This is a genomic window from Allobosea sp. GW821-FHT10B12, from assembly GCF_059415545.1.
Window position 1 is genome coordinate 1 of record NZ_JBWKNL010000011.1, and the last position, 16,303, is coordinate 16,303.

Sequence of the window (16,303 nt, forward strand, 5' to 3'; positions counted from 1 at the left end):
CGCAACGCCCTCACCGCCGAAGCCGGCCTCGACTGGCGCATCTCGCAGGCCACCGCGCTCGGCCTGACCTACTCCGCCGCCATCGGCGAGCGCTCCAGAGACCACGCCCTCAAGGGCAGGATCGACATGCGGTTCTGAGGAGGAGGGCAGCCGAGATCGGCATGGCAGCGTTCATCGGCTCGTAACCATCTAAGTCGATGCTTTTGCGAAAGCCTTGCCTGAGATGTGTCCATGCTGAGCCGCCGGTCCTTTACCATATCCTCCCTCTCGCTCCTCGCCCCCGGCCTTGCCGGCTGCGGCGGCGGGAGCATTGCAGCGCTACCTGACATCGGTGCTCCGAGCGGGCGCAGTTCAACGCGCACCCTGGCGCGCCCGAACTATGCGCAGGTCTACATCGAATATCCGGGCGAGCGTTTTCCCGTGCCGCCGATCGACTATGCGAGCATCGAGCCGCGCTATCTGCGCCAGACCGTCGAGTTCCGCGGCGCCGAACCGCCGGGCTCGATCGTCGTCGATCCCGGTTCCTACCATCTCTATTTCGTCGAATCGCAAGGGGTCGCGACGCGCTATGGCGTCGGCGTCGGCCGCGAGGGCTTCGGCTGGACCGGCCAGGCCAAGATCAACATGAAACGGGACTGGCCCGACTGGGTGCCGCCGCAGGAGATGATCGCGCGCGATCCGCAGATCAGGGCCCAGCTCGAGCCGACGCCGCGCGGCCTCGGCGTACGCGGTGGGTCGAAGAGCCCGCTCGGCGCCCGCACCCTCTATCTCTTCGGCGAGGGGCGCGATCTCGGCTACCGCATCCACGGCACGACCGAGCCCTATACCGTCGGCACCAATGTCTCCTCCGGCTGCATCCGGATGATCAACCAGGACATCATCCACCTCTATGCCCGCGTCGCGCCGGGGACGCCGGTCACCGTGCTGCCGGTGTGACGGATTGCGAGCCCGTCAGATGAAGGCGAGCGGCCTGCCGCCATCCGGATGGGGCATCACGCCGACCTCGACACCATAGATCGCCTGCAGGATCTCCGATCGGACGATCTGCTCGGGCGTGCCCCGCGCGATGAGCCGGCCCGAATGGAGCGCGACGATCTCGTCGCAGAAGCGGGCGGCCATGTTGACGTCGTGCAGCACGACGACGATGCCCAAGCCCTGCTGATGCGAGAGCTGCCGCACCAGCGTCAGCACTTCGAGCTGGTGGGCGAGGTCGAGCGCCGCGATCGGCTCGTCGAGCAGCAGGCACTCGGCATCCTGCGCCACCAGCATGGCGAGCCAGGCGCGCTGGCGCTCGCCGCCGGAGAGGCTGTCGACCAGGCGGTCGGCGAAGCGCTCGATATCGGTGAGCGCCATGGCCTCAGCGACCTTGTCGCGATCGCGCTGGCCGAAGCGGCCGAGCGCGCCATGCCAGGGATAGCGCCCGAGCGCAACCAGCTCCTTGACCAGCATGCCGGAGGCGGGCGGCGTCTGCTGCGGCAGATAGGCGACCCGGCGCGCGAAGGCGCGGTTGTCCCAGCTCTCGATCGGACGCCCGGCGAAGCTCAGCCTGCCGCGCGACGGGCGTTGCTGCCGGGCCAGCAGCTTCAGCAGCGTCGACTTGCCGGAGCCGTTATGGCCGAGCAGGCCGATCACCCGGCCCGCCGGAAGATCGAGCGTCAGCGGCTCGAGCAGGGTGCGGCCCGTGATCGAGAAATCGACGGCATTGAGCGCGAACAGGGGCTCTCTCGCCGGCGCCGTCTCGACAGTAAAAGGTACGGCGAGGGGAGGCTTGGCGGCGCTCGCAAAGGCTTCAGTCTGCATCACTCACCATGATCGTGAACATCGGCGTGGCCCCGGCGCCAATAGGCGGCGACGAGATGGCGGTCCTTCGGCAGCTGCTTTTCTGCTCGCAGATGCTTGCGGATAGCGCGCGCCGCCGCCTGCTCGCAACCGGCAAAGACGAAGGGCGTGCCCTGCTTCGGCAGGGCGATGTCGCGCACCGCCTGCGGCAACAGGTCGGTCGAGCCGGCCGGCGCTCCGTCGCGGTGCAGCCAGGTCACCTCGATCGCCGCCTCGGAGGCGATCTCCTGCTGCTCGCTCGCATCCGCCACCTCGATGACGATGCTGGCGCGAGCGGAGCTCGGCAACTCCTCGGCGATGCGCGCGATCGCCGGCAGCGCCGTCTCGTCACCCAGGAGCAGATACCAGTCCGCCGGGATCACATCGCCGCCGCCCGGGCCGAGCAGGCCGACGCGATCGCCCGCCTTCGCCACGCGCGCCCAGACCGAGCCCGGGGAGTCGTCGTGCAGGACGATGTCGATGTCGAGCTCGCCGCGGGCATGATCGATCGAGCGAATGGTGTAGGTCCGCTTCGCCAGAGCATCCTCGCCCGCCGGCCAGATCACCCGGCTATCGGGGCCGACGCTGGGCCAGACCGGAGCACGTCCGCGCGGCGGGATCAGCACGCGCACATGCAGGCCGCCGCTGGTGAAATGGTTGGGATCATCGCAGGCGAGGGTGACGCGGCGCATCGCCGGGGTGATGTCGCGGGCGCGGCGCACCACGACCTCGCAGAAATAGGGGATGCGGGTCTCGCCGGCGGCGTCGCCCAGCCAGCCCAGCGTGATGGTCTCGCCTTCCGCGAACTCGACGAGGTGCTCGGCGACCGAGGATTTGACGACGAAGAGACTGCTCTCGTTGGGCGAGGCGATGGCAATGCGCAGTGCATCCGTCTCGGCCTCGAACTCGACCGTCCCGAACGGTCCTTCGAGGCGCGCGCCAGCTTCCTGCCGCGTGACCGTGCCGTGGGCGACGAAGTGGTCGCAGAGCCGTTCGAGCATGCCGGCCGGATCGCTCAAGGCGACCCGCGCGCTCGCGCGCAGCGTCGTTTCGTCAGCCATGCCGGCGTCCCGTGCGGTTCAACAGCCAGATCAGATAGGGCCCGCCGATCAGGGCCGCAAACAATCCGGTCGGCACCTGATAGGGGAAAGCGACGAGGCGCGCGAGCCAATCGGCCAGGATCATCACGCCGCAGCCGATCAGGATCGAGGCGATCAGCTGCTCGCGACCGCGCGCAAAGCCGGCGAGGCGGGCCAGATGCGGCGCGATCAGGCCGATCAGGCTGAGCGGGCCGATCAGCAGTGAGGCGACCGCCGTCGCCAGCGCCGCGACGGCGGCGAGGACGAGGCGGCTGACTGTTATGGAGAGCCCGAGGCTGCGGCTCGTCGCTTCGCCAAGCGGCATCAGGTCGAGCCAGCGCGTCGCCAGGAAGAGCGGCGCGATGAGCACGAGGCAGCTGGCCAGCCCGACCCAGACCTCGATCTCGCCGGCGCGGTTGGTCGAGCCCGACAGCCAGGTCAGCAGCACATAGGCGCGCAGGTCGCCCTTGGCGAGCGCGGTCGAGACCAGGGCCATGCAGAGCGCGCCCATGGCGATGCCGGCGAGCAGCAGGCGCTGCGAGCCGATACCCGGCCGCCCCGCCAGCACCAGCATGACGAGGAGCACGGTAAGCGAGCCGCCGGCGATACCGAGCAGCATCGAGAACGGGCTGAACGGCAACAGTGCGAGCGCCAGCGTCAGCCCGACGCCGCCGCCGGCGCTGACGCCGAGCACCTCCGGCCCGGCCAGCGGATTGGCGGTGAGGCGCTGCATCAGGCAGCCGGCGGCGCCGAGCAAGGCTCCGGCGGCACCGGCCGCGACGAGGCGTGGCCCGCGGAAAGGCAGCAGCTCGGTGAAGAGGTCACCCATCGCCAGCCCCCAGCCTTGCGGTCCGCGCCCGAGGACGAGGCCGAGTACGCCGACGATCGCGATCGTGGCGGCGAGGCCGATCAAGGCCGGACGCGAACGGCCGATCCGATATGTCGGCGCCATGGCGTCGACGGCTTGAGCAGGCGGGGTCGGCGGGACGCGGCGCATCAGCCAGAGCAGCAGCGGCCCACCGAATAGCGCCGTGGCAGCGCCGGTCGGAGCGAGATCGTTGAAGCCAGAGCCGAGCAATTGCACGGCGCTGTCGGTGATCGACAGCAGCAATGCCCCGACAGCAGGCGTGGCGAGCAGAAGCTGGCGCGGCGTGCGGGCGCCGGCTTCGCGCGCCAGCGCCGGCGCGGCCAGTCCGACGAAGCCGATGATGCCGACCTCGGCGGTGACGCTGGCGGCGAGCCAGATCGCCACGGCGAGCACGGCGAAGCGCGTGGCGTGCAAGGCGAGGCCGAGATTGCGGGCGGTGCCATCGTCGAGCCCAAGTAGAGCGAGGGGGCGCAGCAAGAGCGCCGCAGCAAGCCAGCACAGCAGCAGGCGCGGGCCGAGCGCGAGCGCCGCATCCCAGCTCTGCTGGTGCAGCGAGCCGGCCCCCCAGATGAAGAGCGAGAGCACATAATCGCCCTTGGCGAGGACAATGGTCGCGCTCAGCGCCGCGGTGAGCAGCGAGACGACCATGCCGGAGAGGACGACCGTCAGCGGTTCGAGCCCGCGCCGCCAGCTCAGGCCGAGCACGAAAGCGACGGCGAGGATCGCGCCGGCGAGCGCGGCGGCTTCGCGCGATGCGGCGATCACGACCGGGGCGTAAGCCGTCGCCACCGTCAGCGCCAATTGCGCGCCCGAGACGACCCCGAGCGTTGAGGCATCCGCGATCGGGTTGCGCAGGACGCGCTGCAGCAGCAGGCCGGCAAGCCCGAGCGCGGCGCCGCAGATCAGCGCGGTGACGGAGCGCGGCACGAGGCTGTGCCAGAGGAGGATCTGCTCGAGCGGGCGCGCAAACTCGGCCGGGGTCGGCAGTGGCGGGCGCGTCATCACGACGGCGGCGAACAGTACCGCAGCCGCCAGCGTGGCCAGCAGCCAGAGGCCGGGACCGCGATGCGGCTGCGAGGGGATCGCCATGGCTGCCTCAGCCATGCGCCGTTGCCTTCGCCAGCAGAGCTTCGCTGAGAAGGCGGGCGAAGCGCCGCGCCGCCGGCAGGCCGCCATAGGGATTGATCGAGGCGAGCTGCAGCAGCCGCCCTTCGCGCAGATTGGGCAGGGCGTTCCAGAAGGCGCTGGCCGACAGCACCTCCAGCGCGCCCGGCGGAACCGGCGGGATCAGGGCGATCCAGGCGTCCGGAATCCGCGCCAGCACTTCGAGACCGACCGGCGCCATCGCCGAATAGCTGGTATCGTCGGTCCAGGCATTGGCGAGGCCGAGCCGCTTCAAAACCTCGCCGAACATGCTGTCGGCGCCGAAGACGCGGAAATGCCTGGCATCGCCGAGATTGATCGGGATCACCGGACGTTGCGCATGCGGCTTTAGCCGTTCGCGCAGGCTTGCGAACTCCGCCTCGGTCGCCGCGATGTAGCGCTCGGCCTGGTTGCTCCTGCCGAGGCGGGCGCCGATGCTGCGCATCATCGCCGCCGCCGGCTCATAGGGTGGCCGGCCCGGCGCATAGATCGAGAAGCGCTCGACCGGCGCGATGCGGGTGAGCCTGGGCTCCGAGCTGACATAGAAGCTCGACGAGTAGATCAGCTCCGGCCGGGAGAGCAGCAGCAGTTCGAAATTGACGGTGCCGCGCAGGCCGAGATCGGTGACGGTCGCCGGGACGGCGGGCTCGACCGCGACCTCGCCGAACTGCAGCAGTTCGGGGGCAGCGACCGGGGCGATGCCGAGCGCGAGCAGGGTCTCCAGCACCGACCAGTCGACGGTGGCGACACGCAGGCCGGCGGCGCGAGCCGACGATGGCAGCGCTGCCGCCGCCAGCATGGCGAGTGCATCGCGTCGTCTCGGCAAGGTCCTGCGATCGGTCATGTCAGCGGGTCTATCACGGGCAAAGGCCGCGGCGGACCGCGGCCTCCAAGGCATTCGGGCAAGAGGGCTCTACCACCGATAATTGGCCGAGACGGTCACGGTGCGGGCGTCGCCATAGCCGCAGCCGGACTGGCCGTTGCAGCTCTTCACATAGACCTTGTCGAACAGGTTGGTGACATTGAGCGCCATGCCCCAATTACCGATCTGGTAGCGGATCGCGGCATCGACCACGGTCGCCGATGGCACTTTCAGGGAGTTCTCGGCATTGGCGTAGGAGCTGCCGACATAGCGGACGCCGGCGCCGAGCCCCAGGCCTTTGAAGGCGCCCTCCGGCACGGTGTAGTCGAGCCAGGCCGAGGCAGTGACCTCGGGCACGACGACCGGCGTCTTGCCGACCAGCAAGGGCCGCGTGTCCCGCGTCGTCTTCAGGTCGAAGGCGGTGAAGGAGGCCAGAACCTTCAGGTCCTTGGTGATGTTGGCCTTGGCCTCGAACTCGAAGCCGCGCGAAGTGACCTCGCCGAGCTGCTGCTGCGCGAACGGGTTGAGCGCGGTCGGCGCCGGGTTCAGCACGTTCTGCTTGGTGATGTGGAAGACCGAAGCCGTCAGCAGCGCGTCCATGAAGCTCGGCTTGTACTTCACGCCGGCTTCGAACTGCTGGCCTTCCTCCGGCCGGAAGGGCTGGCCGGGGCCGCCGAGCAGATTGGGCACCGCGTCGAAGACGGGGGTGAAGAAGGTCGCGGCGCTGACATAGGGGGTGAGGCCATTGGCGAACTCGTAGCCGAGGCCGGCGCGGCCGCTCCAGGACGCCTCCTTCTTCTCATAGGTCGGCGAGAACAGCAGGCCGGCCGGGCTGACCGACTTCTTGTCGACATAGTCGTAGCGGCCGTTCAGCGTCAGCAGGAAGCCGCCGCCGAAGCGGATCTGATCCTGGGCGTAGAAGCCGATCTGGTGATGCTTCAGGTCCTGGTTGAGATAGACGCCGGTCGGGCCCTGCGCCGCGCCATAGGCGGGATTGGTCACGCTGATCGTGGTCGCACCGCCCGAGGCCTGGGTGTGGTCGATATTGAAGTACTTGTAGTCCACGCCGAAGAGCAGCGAATGCTCGAGCGGCCCGGTGACCACCTTGCCGTCGATGCGGTTGTCGACCGTGAAGGTCCGCACCCGCGTCCGCTCCTGGAAGCCGATGCGATAGAGCTGGTAGTCGGGCCCGAGCGGCTGGAGGCGATCACCGAAGGGCGCATCGGGCCCGGAATAGCCGAAGCCGTAGGGGCCGAGCTGCGAGCCCTTCATCACGCCGTAGCGCAGGTTCTGGGTGAAGTTCCAGTTGTTGGCGAACTGATGCTGGAATTCGTAGCCGAGCAGGGCCTGGGTGCGCTCCTGATCGTCGATCGCGGGCTCGCCATAGAAGGCTTCGCGCCGGATTCTGCCGAAGGGCGCGTTCCTCACCGTGCCGATATAGGGCAGGAAGCCGCCGCCGACATGGACCTGGTCGAGCGCGGCATACATGCCATAGGCGGTGAAGCGGGTGGCGCCATTGGGCTGGTAGCTGATCTGCGGCATGAGCACGCCGCGGAAATCCTTGGAGTAGTCGGTGTACTGGTCGCCGCCGGAGAGCTTGCCGGTCAGGCGGGTGCTCCAGATGCCCTGCTTGTCGCTGACGCCGACATCGAGGCCGAGATAGGCGTTGCCCCAATTGTTGATGCCGGCCTCGACATAGCCGAAGTTCTTGCCGTTCGGGCGCTTGCTGACGAGGTTCACGATGCCGCCGGGCGTCGAGCCGCCATAGAGCACCGAGGCCGGGCCTTTCAGCACCTCGACCCGCTCGAGCAGGAAGGGGTCGATCTGGAAGCCGCCGAAGCCGTAGGAATAGAGCTGCAGCCCGTCCATGAAGACGCCGGTCTGCGTCGCCTGGAAGCCACGGATGAAGATCCAGTCGGTATCGGGATCGGGCCCGAAGGTCTGGGCGGCGACGCCGGCGGTATAGCGCAGCGCTTCGTCGACCTTGAGCGCCTTGCGGTCGTCGATCTCGTCGCGGCCGAGCACCGAGACGGCCTGCGGGATGGCCTGGATCGATGTGTTCGCCTTCGAGCCGGTTGCCGAGCGCGTCGCGACATAGCCGTTGACCGGCCCGGTCGTCGTGCCGCCATCGCCCTCGACGGTGATCGTGTCGAGCTGCACGGTCGGAGCGGGCTGGCCCTGCGCCAGGGCCGCGCTGGCGCCGAGCACGGCGAGCGAAACAGTCGACCCAAGAATAAATCTAGTCTTCATCTTTTGCGTGTAGCACATTTGCACTTCCGGCCCCAGCAAATGCCGCCATTTCAGAACTGATTAAATTTAGAATCGTTCAAAGGCGGGGTTCAGCTTTCCGTTGGGCAATATCAGCAACATGCCGGGCGGGATTGATCGTTCCTGTCATGCATTGAACGATCTTGGGCGCGCGTCTACAATTGTCTTGACCACGTTGCATTTTGATCACGCGCCGCAAGGCGCTTTCTCGCCGCCTCGGAGGCTAGAGATGGGTTTCCAGCCGCGCATGCGTTCGGTCCGCGAGGGCATCAGCGTCATCGGCGCGCTGAAATACCGGGTCTGGAACGGCGTCGTCGCCGATCTCTGGCAGGCCGAATGCCAGGCGGGCGCCAGCGGCGAATACGTCTCCGAGCATCCGCGCCTGTTCGTGGTGCTCGACAAGGTCGGCGGCCATTTCGAGACGCGGCTCAATCCGAACGAGCCGGGTATCTCCAGCAGCGCCCGCGCCAATGCCATCAGCTTCATGCCGGCCGGCGTTCCGGTCTGGGGACGCACGCAGCAGCGCATGCGCATCCGCCATCTCGATCTGCACTTCGACGCCGCGACTGTCAGCGAGCGGCTGGGGGAGGCGCTGTCGCCGGAGCGATTGGCGCAGCCACGCATCGCCTTCTCGAATCCGCGCATCCTGACGCTGGCGCGGCTGATCGCCGATGAATGCGCCGAGCCGGATGCCCGCCATGACCTCTATGGCGACGGGCTCGTGCTCGCCGTGCTGATCGACCTGTTCGGCGTGCGGGCCAGTGCGCCGCGCCGGCGCGCGCCGCTGAGCGGCTGGCAGCTCGAGGCGGTGACCGACTACATCAGCGAGCATGCGGCCGGCACGATCCGGCTGCAGGATCTCGCCGAGCTCGTCGGCATGTCCCAATCGCATTTCAGCCACGCCTTCAAGGCCTCGACCGGCCTGCCGCCGCATCAATGGCAGCTCAAGGCGCGCATCGAGCGCGGCCAGCGCCTGCTCGCGGCGGGCGATCGGCCGTTGACCGAGATCGCGGCCGATGCCGGCTTTTCTGATCAGGCGCATTTCACCCGCGTCTTCCGCCGCATGGTCGGTGAGACACCGGCGGCCTGGCGTCGCGGTGCGGCGGCAGGGCGCCAAAGCTGATCCGGCGCGGCGCTCGCGTCAGGCCGATGCCTGCTCTTCCGGTCCTTTCCTGAACAGGTACGCGACTGCTCCGGCGCTCATCAGCGCGAGGCAAAACCAGGTCAGCGCGTAGACCAGATGGGTGTTCCGGAAGGCGACCTGGGTCATGCCGCCCAGCGGCAGCGGGCCTGGCTCAGTCGCCGCGTCGGCATCGACGAAATAGGGCGCGACCGGGCCAAGCTCCCGGGCTTGCGCGATCGCCGCGACGTCGCGCGAATACCAGCGGCCGGCAACCGGGTCGTTGGCGCGCAGGAAGCCGCCATCCGGCTCGCTCAGCCGCAGCAGCCCCGTCACCGCCGCTTCGCTGCCAGCGACCTTGCGCCGGTCCTCCTGCGCGCGCCTGCCCTCCGGCACGAAGCCGCGATTGACGAGGGTGGTGAAGCCAGCCTCCGTCCGGAACGGCGCCAGCACCCAGAAGCCGGGGCCGTGCTCCGTCACCGCCATGGTCAGCGTCTCCGGCGCGTCGAGATAGCGCCCTTGCAGGACGATACGGCGGTATTCGTCGGCTGCGACGGTGAGCCCGCTCCATTCCGCCGACCCTGGCGCTGCGACTGGCGCAGCCGCGAGACGCGCCTCGACGCGGGCGATCAGGTCGAGCTTCCAGCTCAGCCGCTGGAGCTGCCAGATGCCGAGGCCGGTGAAGACCAGCGTGGCGAGGCAAAGCCCGGCGACGAAGACAGCCCGCGCAACGCCACCGCGTCCCGCGCCCTCTGCGTCTGCTGGCACGGGCCCGGCCTCACATCCTGTGCAGGTCTGGCATCATGTTGGTGTTGAGGTGGTACATCACCCAGAGCGAGCCCGAGAGCGCGATCGCCACGATGATGATCGTGAATATCAGCGCCAGCATCGTCCAGCCGCCTTCCGAGCGGCCGTTCATGTGCAGGAAATAGATCATGTGGACGACGATCTGCACGGCGGCGAAGAGCATGATCACGATCGCCGTCAGCGTCGAATTGCCCAGCACGTCGTTCATGACGAGCCAGAACGGGATCGCGGTCAGGACGACGGAGAGCAGGAAGCCGGTGATATAGCCGCGCAGGCTGCCATGCGGCACATGGTCGGCGTCGTGCCCGTCATCATGGCCACCATGGGCCTCGGCCTGGTTCTGGCTCATTTCAGCACGCCCATCAGGTAGACGAAGGTGAAGACGCCGATCCAGACGACGTCGAGGAAGTGCCAGAACATCGAGAGGCACAGGAGCCGGCGCCGGTTGGCCTCGATCAGCCCGTGCTTCGACACTTGCGTCATCAGCACGGCGAGCCAGATCAGGCCGAAGGTAACGTGCAGACCGTGGGTGCCGACCAGCGTGAAGAAGGAGGACAGGAAGGCGCTGCGCATCGGCGTCGCGCCCTCGTGGATCAGGTGCGCGAACTCGTAGAGCTCGATCCCGAGGAAGGCGAGGCCGAACAGTGCGGTCACCACCAGCCAGCCCTGCACCGCTGCCTGCCGGCCCTTGTCCATCGCCAGCATGGCGAAGCCATAGGTGATCGAGGAGAACAGCAGCATGGCGGTGTTGACCGCCACCAGCTTCAGGTCGAACAGGTCGGCGCCGGACGGCCCGGCTGCGTAGTTGCGCCCGAGCACGCCATAGGTCGCGAAGAGGACTGCGAAGACCAGGCAGTCGCTCATCAGATAGAGCCAGAAGCCGAGCATGGTCGAGCCGCCGGAGTGCGCGTGCTCCTCCTCGGTGACGTAGAACGCCGGAGCTCCGTCCGCGGTCTGCGCTGTCGCCTTAGCCATCATTACCCCTCAGGCCCGGCCCAGAAGCTGGGTGCGCGCGTCTTCCGCCTGCACGACCTCGTCGGCCGGGATATGGAAGTCGCGATCGTAGTTGAAGGTATGGATGATCACGGCCGCGAGCACGCCGACGAAGGAGAGCGCCGCCAGCCACCAGATGTACCAGATCAGCGCGAAGCCGCAGATCGTCGCCAGCCCGGCGATGATCACGCCGGCGCCGGTGTTCCTCGGCATGTGGATCGGCCGGAAGCCTGCAAGCGGACGGCGATAGCCGCGTTTCTTCATGTCGGCCCAGCTGTCATGGTCGTGCACGATCGGCGTGAAGGCGAAGTTGTAGGCTGGCGGCGGCGAGGAGGTCGACCATTCCAGCGTGCGCCCGTCCCAGGGATCGCCGGTCGTGTCGCGCAACTGCTCGCGGCGCAGGATGCTGACGCCGATCTGGATCAGGAAGCAGGCGATGCCGAGCGCGATCAGCACCGCGCCGAACGCCGCGATCACGAACCAGATCTGCAGCGAAGGGTCCTCGAAGCGGCTGAGGCGCCGCGTCACGCCCATCAGGCCGAGGATGTAGAGCGGCATGAAGGCGACGTAGAAGCCGACCACCCAGAACCAGAAGGAGAGGTGGCCCCAGAACGTGTCGAGCTTGAAGCCGAAGGCCTTGGGGAACCAGTAGGCGATGCCGGCGAAGACGCCGAAGACCACGCCGCCGATGATGACGTTGTGGAAATGGGCGATCAGGAACAGGCTGTTGTGCAGCACGAAATCGGCCGGCGGCACCGCGAGCATCACACCGGTCATGCCGCCGATGACGAACGTGATCATGAAGGCGAGCAACCACATCATCGGCAGCTCGAAGCGGATGCGGCCGCGATACATCGTGAACAGCCAGTTGAAGATCTTCGCGCCCGTCGGGATCGAGATGATCATCGTCGTGATGCCGAAGAAGGAGTTCACGCTGGCGCCCGAGCCCATCGTGAAGAAATGGTGCAGCCAGACTAGGTAGGACAGGATGGTGATGACCACCGTCGCATAGACCATCGAGGCGTAGCCGAAGAGGCGCTTGCCACAGAAGGTCGAGGCAACCTCGGAATAGACGCCGAAGAGCGGCAGGATCAGGATGTAGACCTCCGGGTGGCCCCAGATCCAGATCAGGTTCACGTACATCATCGGGTTGCCGCCGAGATCGTTCGTGAAGAAGTTGGTCCCGACATAGCGGTCGAGCGTCAGCAGTGCGAGCGTCGCCGCCAGGATCGGGAAGGTCGCGACGATCAGGACGTTGGTGCACAGCGAGGTCCAGGTGAAGATCGGCATCTTCATCAGGTCCATGCCGGGCGCGCGCATCTTGACGATGGTCGCGATCAGGTTGACGCCCGACAGGGTCGTGCCGATGCCCGCGATCTGCAGACCCCAGAGATAATAGTCCATGCCCACCCCGGGCGAGTAGGCGGCCCCAGAGAGCGGTGGATAGGCGAGCCAGCCGACCTTGGCGAACTCGCCGATGAAGAGCGAGGCCATGATCAGCACGGCGCCGCCGACGGTCATCCAGAAGCTGAAATTGTTGAGGAAGGGGAAGGCGACGTCGCGCGCGCCGATCTGCAGCGGCACGACATAGTTCATCAGCCCGGTGACGAAGGGCATCGCCACGAAGAAGATCATGATCACGCCATGGGCGGTGAAGATTTGGTCGTAATGATGCGGCGGCAGATAGCCCTCGTTGCCGGCGAAGGCGATCGCCTGCTGGCCGCGCATCATCAGCGCGTCGGCGAAGCCGCGCAGCAGCATGATCACGCCGAGGATCATGTACATGACCCCGATCTTCTTGTGGTCCACGCTGGTGAACCACTCGTGCCAGAGATAGCCCCAGAGCTTGTACTTCGTGATCAGCGCGACGAGCGCGAGCCCGCCGAGCACGACCACCGCGAAGGTCACGACCAGGATCGGCTCGTGATAGGGGAACGATTCGAGGGTGAGGCGTCCGAAGAGGAGCTTCCACCAGTCGGGGTAGGAGGTCATCGGTCCCTCGGCTCGCGGGTGCGGCTCAGTTGACGGCGCGGGCGGTGACGCCCGCGGCGCCGTAGACATCGGTCGGCGTGCAGATCGCCATCACGAAAGGACGCGGCGGCAGCGGCTGCCCGCCGCGGCGCACGCTCTTGTCGTATTCGAGCGCCGTGACGGTATGAATGCCCTCCTTGCCGCCGCCACCCTTGGCGTCCAGCGCCATCATGTCGCGTGTGCACATCTTGGCGCGGTCGACGCACATGTTGAGGATGGCGGTGAAGAGATCGGACGGAATGTCGCGGAAATAGCGCACGGGCTCGCGCTCGCTCGGCCGCTCCAGCACGAGATATTCGTCGCGCCCGAGCGTGCTGCCGCTGCGGATCGCGCCTTGCACCCATTCGCCGAAGGCCTGGTCGTCGACGCCGCGGAAGCGGAAGCGCATATCGGAGAAGCCGGCGCCGCTGTAATTGGCCGAGAAGCCCTCGAACTCGCCGGGGCGGTTGATCACGGCGTTCAGCTTCGTCTGCATGCCGGGCATGGCGTAGATCTGGCCGGCGAGCGCGGGAATGAACAGCGAGTTCATCACCGCGGAGGAGGTGATGCGGAACTCGATCGGCTGGTCGACCGGCGCCACCACCTCGTTGAGCGAGGCAATGCCCTGCGCCGGGTAGAGGAAGAGCCATTTCCAGTCGAGCGCCACGACCTCAATCACCAGCGGCTGTTTCCTGACCGCGGTACTACCCGCTCTCGCCTCGACCACCGGCTTGCCGGCGCTGATACGGTTGAGCGGGCGATAGGGATCGAGCAGATGCGTGCCCATCCAGGTCATCGCGCCGAGGACGACGATGATCAGCAGCGGCACCGACCAGATCACCACCTCGAGCGGCAGCGAATGGTTCCACTCCGGATGATAGGTCGCCTTGGCCGAGGCGCGATAGCGCCAGGCGAAGAAGATCGTCAGCGCGATCACCGGGATGATGACGAGCAGCATCAGCGCGACGGAGGCGAGCATGAGGTTGCGCTGCTGCATTGCAACATCGCCGGAGGGCGCAAGCAGCACCATCTGGCATCCGCCGAGCACGGCGAAGAGCGGTAAAACCGTTAAAAGTCGAAAGATCCGCAAGAGACTTAAGACCTCCCTGTTCGGGGAACAGCCGTTGTCTATGTCCATTCTTTCGCACCGCACATAAGACAATCTGTCTCATTGCGGCAGTTTGACGGGTCGCTTCTATCCACCGTATCCATTTGCACGAGGTGCGGGCAAGCCCGGTCGGTCCGGCGCGTCCGCCAGCTTAGGAATTCGCGGTCATGAGCGCTGACGCGGCGAGCCATTCACCGGGACACATGGTAGACGAGCACGGGCGCGACCATGTCAGCCCCGCCGACATCGCACTCGGCGTCATCATCGGGCGGACCTCGGAGTATTTCGACTTCTTCGTCTTCGGCCTCGGCTGCGTGCTGGTCTTCCCCGAACTGGTCTTCCCCTTCGTCGACCGACTCACCGGCACGCTCTACAGCTTCGGTATCTTCGCCCTGGCTTTCGTGACGCGTCCGCTCGGCTCGGTGCTGTTCTTCGCGATCGACCGCAACTACGGCCGCGCGACCAAGCTCACCGTCGCGCTCTTCCTGCTCGGCGGCTCGACCGCCGCCATCGCCTTCCTGCCGGGCTACCAGACGATCGGTATCTGGTCCTGCGTCATCCTCGCCGCCTTCCGCCTGCTGCAGGGCATCGCGCTCGGCGGCGCCTGGGACGGCCTGTCCTCGCTGCTCGCGCTCAACGCCCCCGCCAACCGGCGCGGCTGGTACGCCATGCTGCCGCAGCTCGGCGCTCCCTTCGGCTTCATCCTCGCCGCCGGGCTCTTCGCCTATTTCGAGGGCGCGCTCTCGAAGGAGGATTTCCTCGGCTGGGGCTGGCGCTATCCCTTCTTCGTTGCGCTGACGATCAATGTCGTGGCGCTGTTCGCGCGCCTGCGCATGGTGGCGACCCACGAATTCGCCCAGCTGATGGAAACGCGCGAGCTGATGCCGGTGCCGATGTCCGAGCTCATCCGCGCCCATGGCCGCACGATCGTCCTCGGCGCCTTCGTGCCGCTGGCGAGCTTCGCGCTCTTCCATCTCGTCACGATCTTCCCGGTGAGCTGGATCAATCTCTTCACCAATCGCTCGGTCTCGGAATTTCTGCTGGTGCAGGCGGCCGGTGCCGTGGTCGGCGCCGGTGCGATCGTCACCTCCGGCCTGATCGCTGACCAGATCGGCCGCCGCAACACGCTGCTGCTCTCTGGCGGAATGATCGCGCTCTTCAGCCTGTCGAGCGTCGTGGCGCCGCTGCTCTTCGGCGACAGCCTCGCCGGGCAGACGATCTATGTGGTCATCGGCTTCGGGCTGCTCGGCCTGTCCTACGGCCAGACCGCCGGCGCGGTCGCGAACAGCTTCGGCCCGCAATACCGTTATACCGGCGCGGCGCTGACCTCCGACCTCGCCTGGTTGCTGGGCGCGGGCTTTGCCCCGCTGGTGGCGTTGACAGTGTCGAGCACGTTCGGCCTCGCCTGGGTCGGCATCTACCTGCTCTCTGGCGCGCTCTGCACGCTGGCGGCGCTGACGATCGATCGGCGGCTGGAAGCACGCTACGACTGAGGATACCGCGACGCGTTCGCGGCCTTTCTTGCCGAAAAGCGGAGCGCCGGGGTCGCGGGACGCGAGCTGCCGCCATGCATGCTCGCTATGGACGATCACGCCCTGACGCGCGAAAGTCGAACTGACCGCCCCAAGGCCCCGCGAGCGGTGCTGGACACATTTCCGCCGCAAGACAGGAGAACTGCCATGCTCAAGATAGCCATCGCCGCAGCGGGGTTTGCTGCTCTCAGCCTCGCGGCGGCTCCGGCCTTCGCCCAGGGCAAGAAGGGCAAGGATGAATTCCTCGGGGTCGATCTCGACACCGGCCGGACCTATTACGACGGCCGCAACGACGGCAAATACTGCCTCTACAAGACGGTGCGGGTGTTCAACCGCTATACCGGCTACTACGAGCACCGGCGCGTGCGCCGCTGTGGTCGCGGCCTCTATATGTGAGGGCCGTCATGAACCGTATTGCGAAGTTCATCGTCGGTCTCGGCCTTGCGTCCGCGGCCGCCGCCTGCGGTCCGACCGTCGTCGCCGACCCCAATGGCCGTCTCATCAACACCGGACTCGTGCAGGAGGGCGACTGCCTGACCCGCACCGTCATGGTCTATGACCGCGAGCTCGGCTACGAGCGCGCAGTCGAGCAGCGCTTCTGCGGCGGGCGCGCCCGTATCGCGCGCTGATCATAACACCATGGTCCTTGCGCAGGCCTCGCCACGGCTGTGGCGAGGCCTGCGCCTTTGCTAGGG

The 16,303-nt window shown here is 67.2% G+C and carries 15 protein-coding genes; 5 read left to right on the forward strand and 10 right to left on the reverse strand.

Annotated features, from left to right (window positions below):
- Positions 1-231 precede the first annotated feature (231 nt).
- Complete coding sequence (locus AC07O0_RS26345; protein ID WP_494627196.1) at positions 232-936, forward strand: L,D-transpeptidase; 705 nt, start codon at positions 232-234, stop codon at positions 934-936.
- Positions 937-951: 15 nt separating this feature from the next.
- Here the strand turns inward: AC07O0_RS26345 and AC07O0_RS26350 are convergent, their stop codons facing one another.
- The 5 genes from AC07O0_RS26350 to AC07O0_RS26370 all read right to left on the reverse strand — a co-directional run bounded on the left by AC07O0_RS26350 (position 952) and on the right by AC07O0_RS26370 (position 8,038).
- Complete coding sequence (locus tag AC07O0_RS26350; protein WP_494627198.1) at positions 952-1,800, reverse strand: ATP-binding cassette domain-containing protein; 849 nt, start codon at positions 1,798-1,800, stop codon at positions 952-954.
- The gene (locus AC07O0_RS26355; RefSeq protein WP_494627199.1) at positions 1,800-2,879 is read right to left on the reverse strand and encodes a DUF2218 domain-containing protein; all 1,080 of its coding nucleotides are present in this window, start codon (positions 2,877-2,879) and stop codon (positions 1,800-1,802) included. The genes AC07O0_RS26350 and AC07O0_RS26355 overlap by 1 nt, the downstream gene beginning before the upstream one ends.
- Positions 2,872-4,869: a Fe(3+)-hydroxamate ABC transporter permease FhuB gene (fhuB, locus tag AC07O0_RS26360; RefSeq protein ID WP_494627201.1), complete on the reverse strand. Its 1,998-nt coding sequence runs from the start codon at positions 4,867-4,869 to the stop codon at positions 2,872-2,874. The genes AC07O0_RS26355 and fhuB overlap by 8 nt, the downstream gene beginning before the upstream one ends.
- Positions 4,862-5,752, reverse strand: coding sequence for an ABC transporter substrate-binding protein (locus tag AC07O0_RS26365; protein ID WP_494627203.1), 891 nt, complete (start codon positions 5,750-5,752; stop codon positions 4,862-4,864). Before AC07O0_RS26365 ends, fhuB begins: the two co-directional genes overlap by 8 nt.
- A gap of 69 nt (positions 5,753-5,821) precedes the next feature.
- Positions 5,822-8,038, reverse strand: coding sequence for a TonB-dependent siderophore receptor (locus tag AC07O0_RS26370; protein WP_494627205.1), 2,217 nt, complete (start codon positions 8,036-8,038; stop codon positions 5,822-5,824).
- A gap of 229 nt (positions 8,039-8,267) precedes the next feature.
- On the opposite strand from AC07O0_RS26370, the gene AC07O0_RS26375 reads away from it, so the two are divergent.
- Positions 8,268-9,161: a helix-turn-helix transcriptional regulator gene (locus AC07O0_RS26375; protein ID WP_494627207.1), complete on the forward strand. Its 894-nt coding sequence runs from the start codon at positions 8,268-8,270 to the stop codon at positions 9,159-9,161.
- Positions 9,162-9,179: 18 nt separating this feature from the next.
- Here AC07O0_RS26375 and AC07O0_RS26380 read toward each other — a convergent pair whose 3' ends face one another.
- Genes AC07O0_RS26380 through cyoA form a run of 5 tightly spaced genes read right to left on the reverse strand, consistent with a single transcriptional unit; the run spans position 9,180 to position 14,106 of the window.
- Complete coding sequence (locus tag AC07O0_RS26380; RefSeq protein ID WP_494627208.1) at positions 9,180-9,926, reverse strand: SURF1 family protein; 747 nt, start codon at positions 9,924-9,926, stop codon at positions 9,180-9,182.
- 10 nt (positions 9,927-9,936) lie between these two features.
- Complete coding sequence (cyoD, locus tag AC07O0_RS26385) at positions 9,937-10,314, reverse strand: cytochrome o ubiquinol oxidase subunit IV (RefSeq protein WP_494627209.1); 378 nt, start codon at positions 10,312-10,314, stop codon at positions 9,937-9,939.
- On the reverse strand, positions 10,311-10,940 hold the full coding sequence (cyoC, locus tag AC07O0_RS26390) for a cytochrome o ubiquinol oxidase subunit III (RefSeq protein ID WP_494627211.1): 630 nt from the start codon (positions 10,938-10,940) through the stop codon (positions 10,311-10,313). Before cyoC ends, cyoD begins: the two co-directional genes overlap by 4 nt.
- 9 nt (positions 10,941-10,949) lie before the next feature.
- The gene (gene cyoB, locus AC07O0_RS26395; RefSeq protein WP_494627213.1) at positions 10,950-12,950 is read right to left on the reverse strand and encodes a cytochrome o ubiquinol oxidase subunit I; all 2,001 of its coding nucleotides are present in this window, start codon (positions 12,948-12,950) and stop codon (positions 10,950-10,952) included.
- A 25-nt stretch (positions 12,951-12,975) separates the two neighbouring features.
- Positions 12,976-14,106 carry a ubiquinol oxidase subunit II gene (cyoA, locus tag AC07O0_RS26400; RefSeq protein ID WP_494627214.1) on the reverse strand — a complete coding sequence of 377 codons (1,131 nt, stop codon included), beginning with the start codon at positions 14,104-14,106 and terminating at the stop codon, positions 12,976-12,978.
- 137 nt (positions 14,107-14,243) lie between these two features.
- On the opposite strand from cyoA, the gene AC07O0_RS26405 reads away from it, so the two are divergent.
- The 3 genes from AC07O0_RS26405 to AC07O0_RS26415 all read left to right on the forward strand — a co-directional run bounded on the left by AC07O0_RS26405 (position 14,244) and on the right by AC07O0_RS26415 (position 16,237).
- The gene (locus tag AC07O0_RS26405; RefSeq protein ID WP_494627216.1) at positions 14,244-15,569 is read left to right on the forward strand and encodes an MFS transporter; all 1,326 of its coding nucleotides are present in this window, start codon (positions 14,244-14,246) and stop codon (positions 15,567-15,569) included.
- A gap of 186 nt (positions 15,570-15,755) precedes the next feature.
- Entirely contained in the window at positions 15,756-16,004 is a 249-nt protein-coding gene (locus AC07O0_RS26410; protein ID WP_092157061.1) for a hypothetical protein, read from the forward strand.
- 8 nt (positions 16,005-16,012) lie between these two features.
- Positions 16,013-16,237: a hypothetical protein gene (locus AC07O0_RS26415; protein ID WP_494627218.1), complete on the forward strand. Its 225-nt coding sequence runs from the start codon at positions 16,013-16,015 to the stop codon at positions 16,235-16,237.
- The last annotated feature ends 66 nt before the right edge of the window (positions 16,238-16,303 follow it).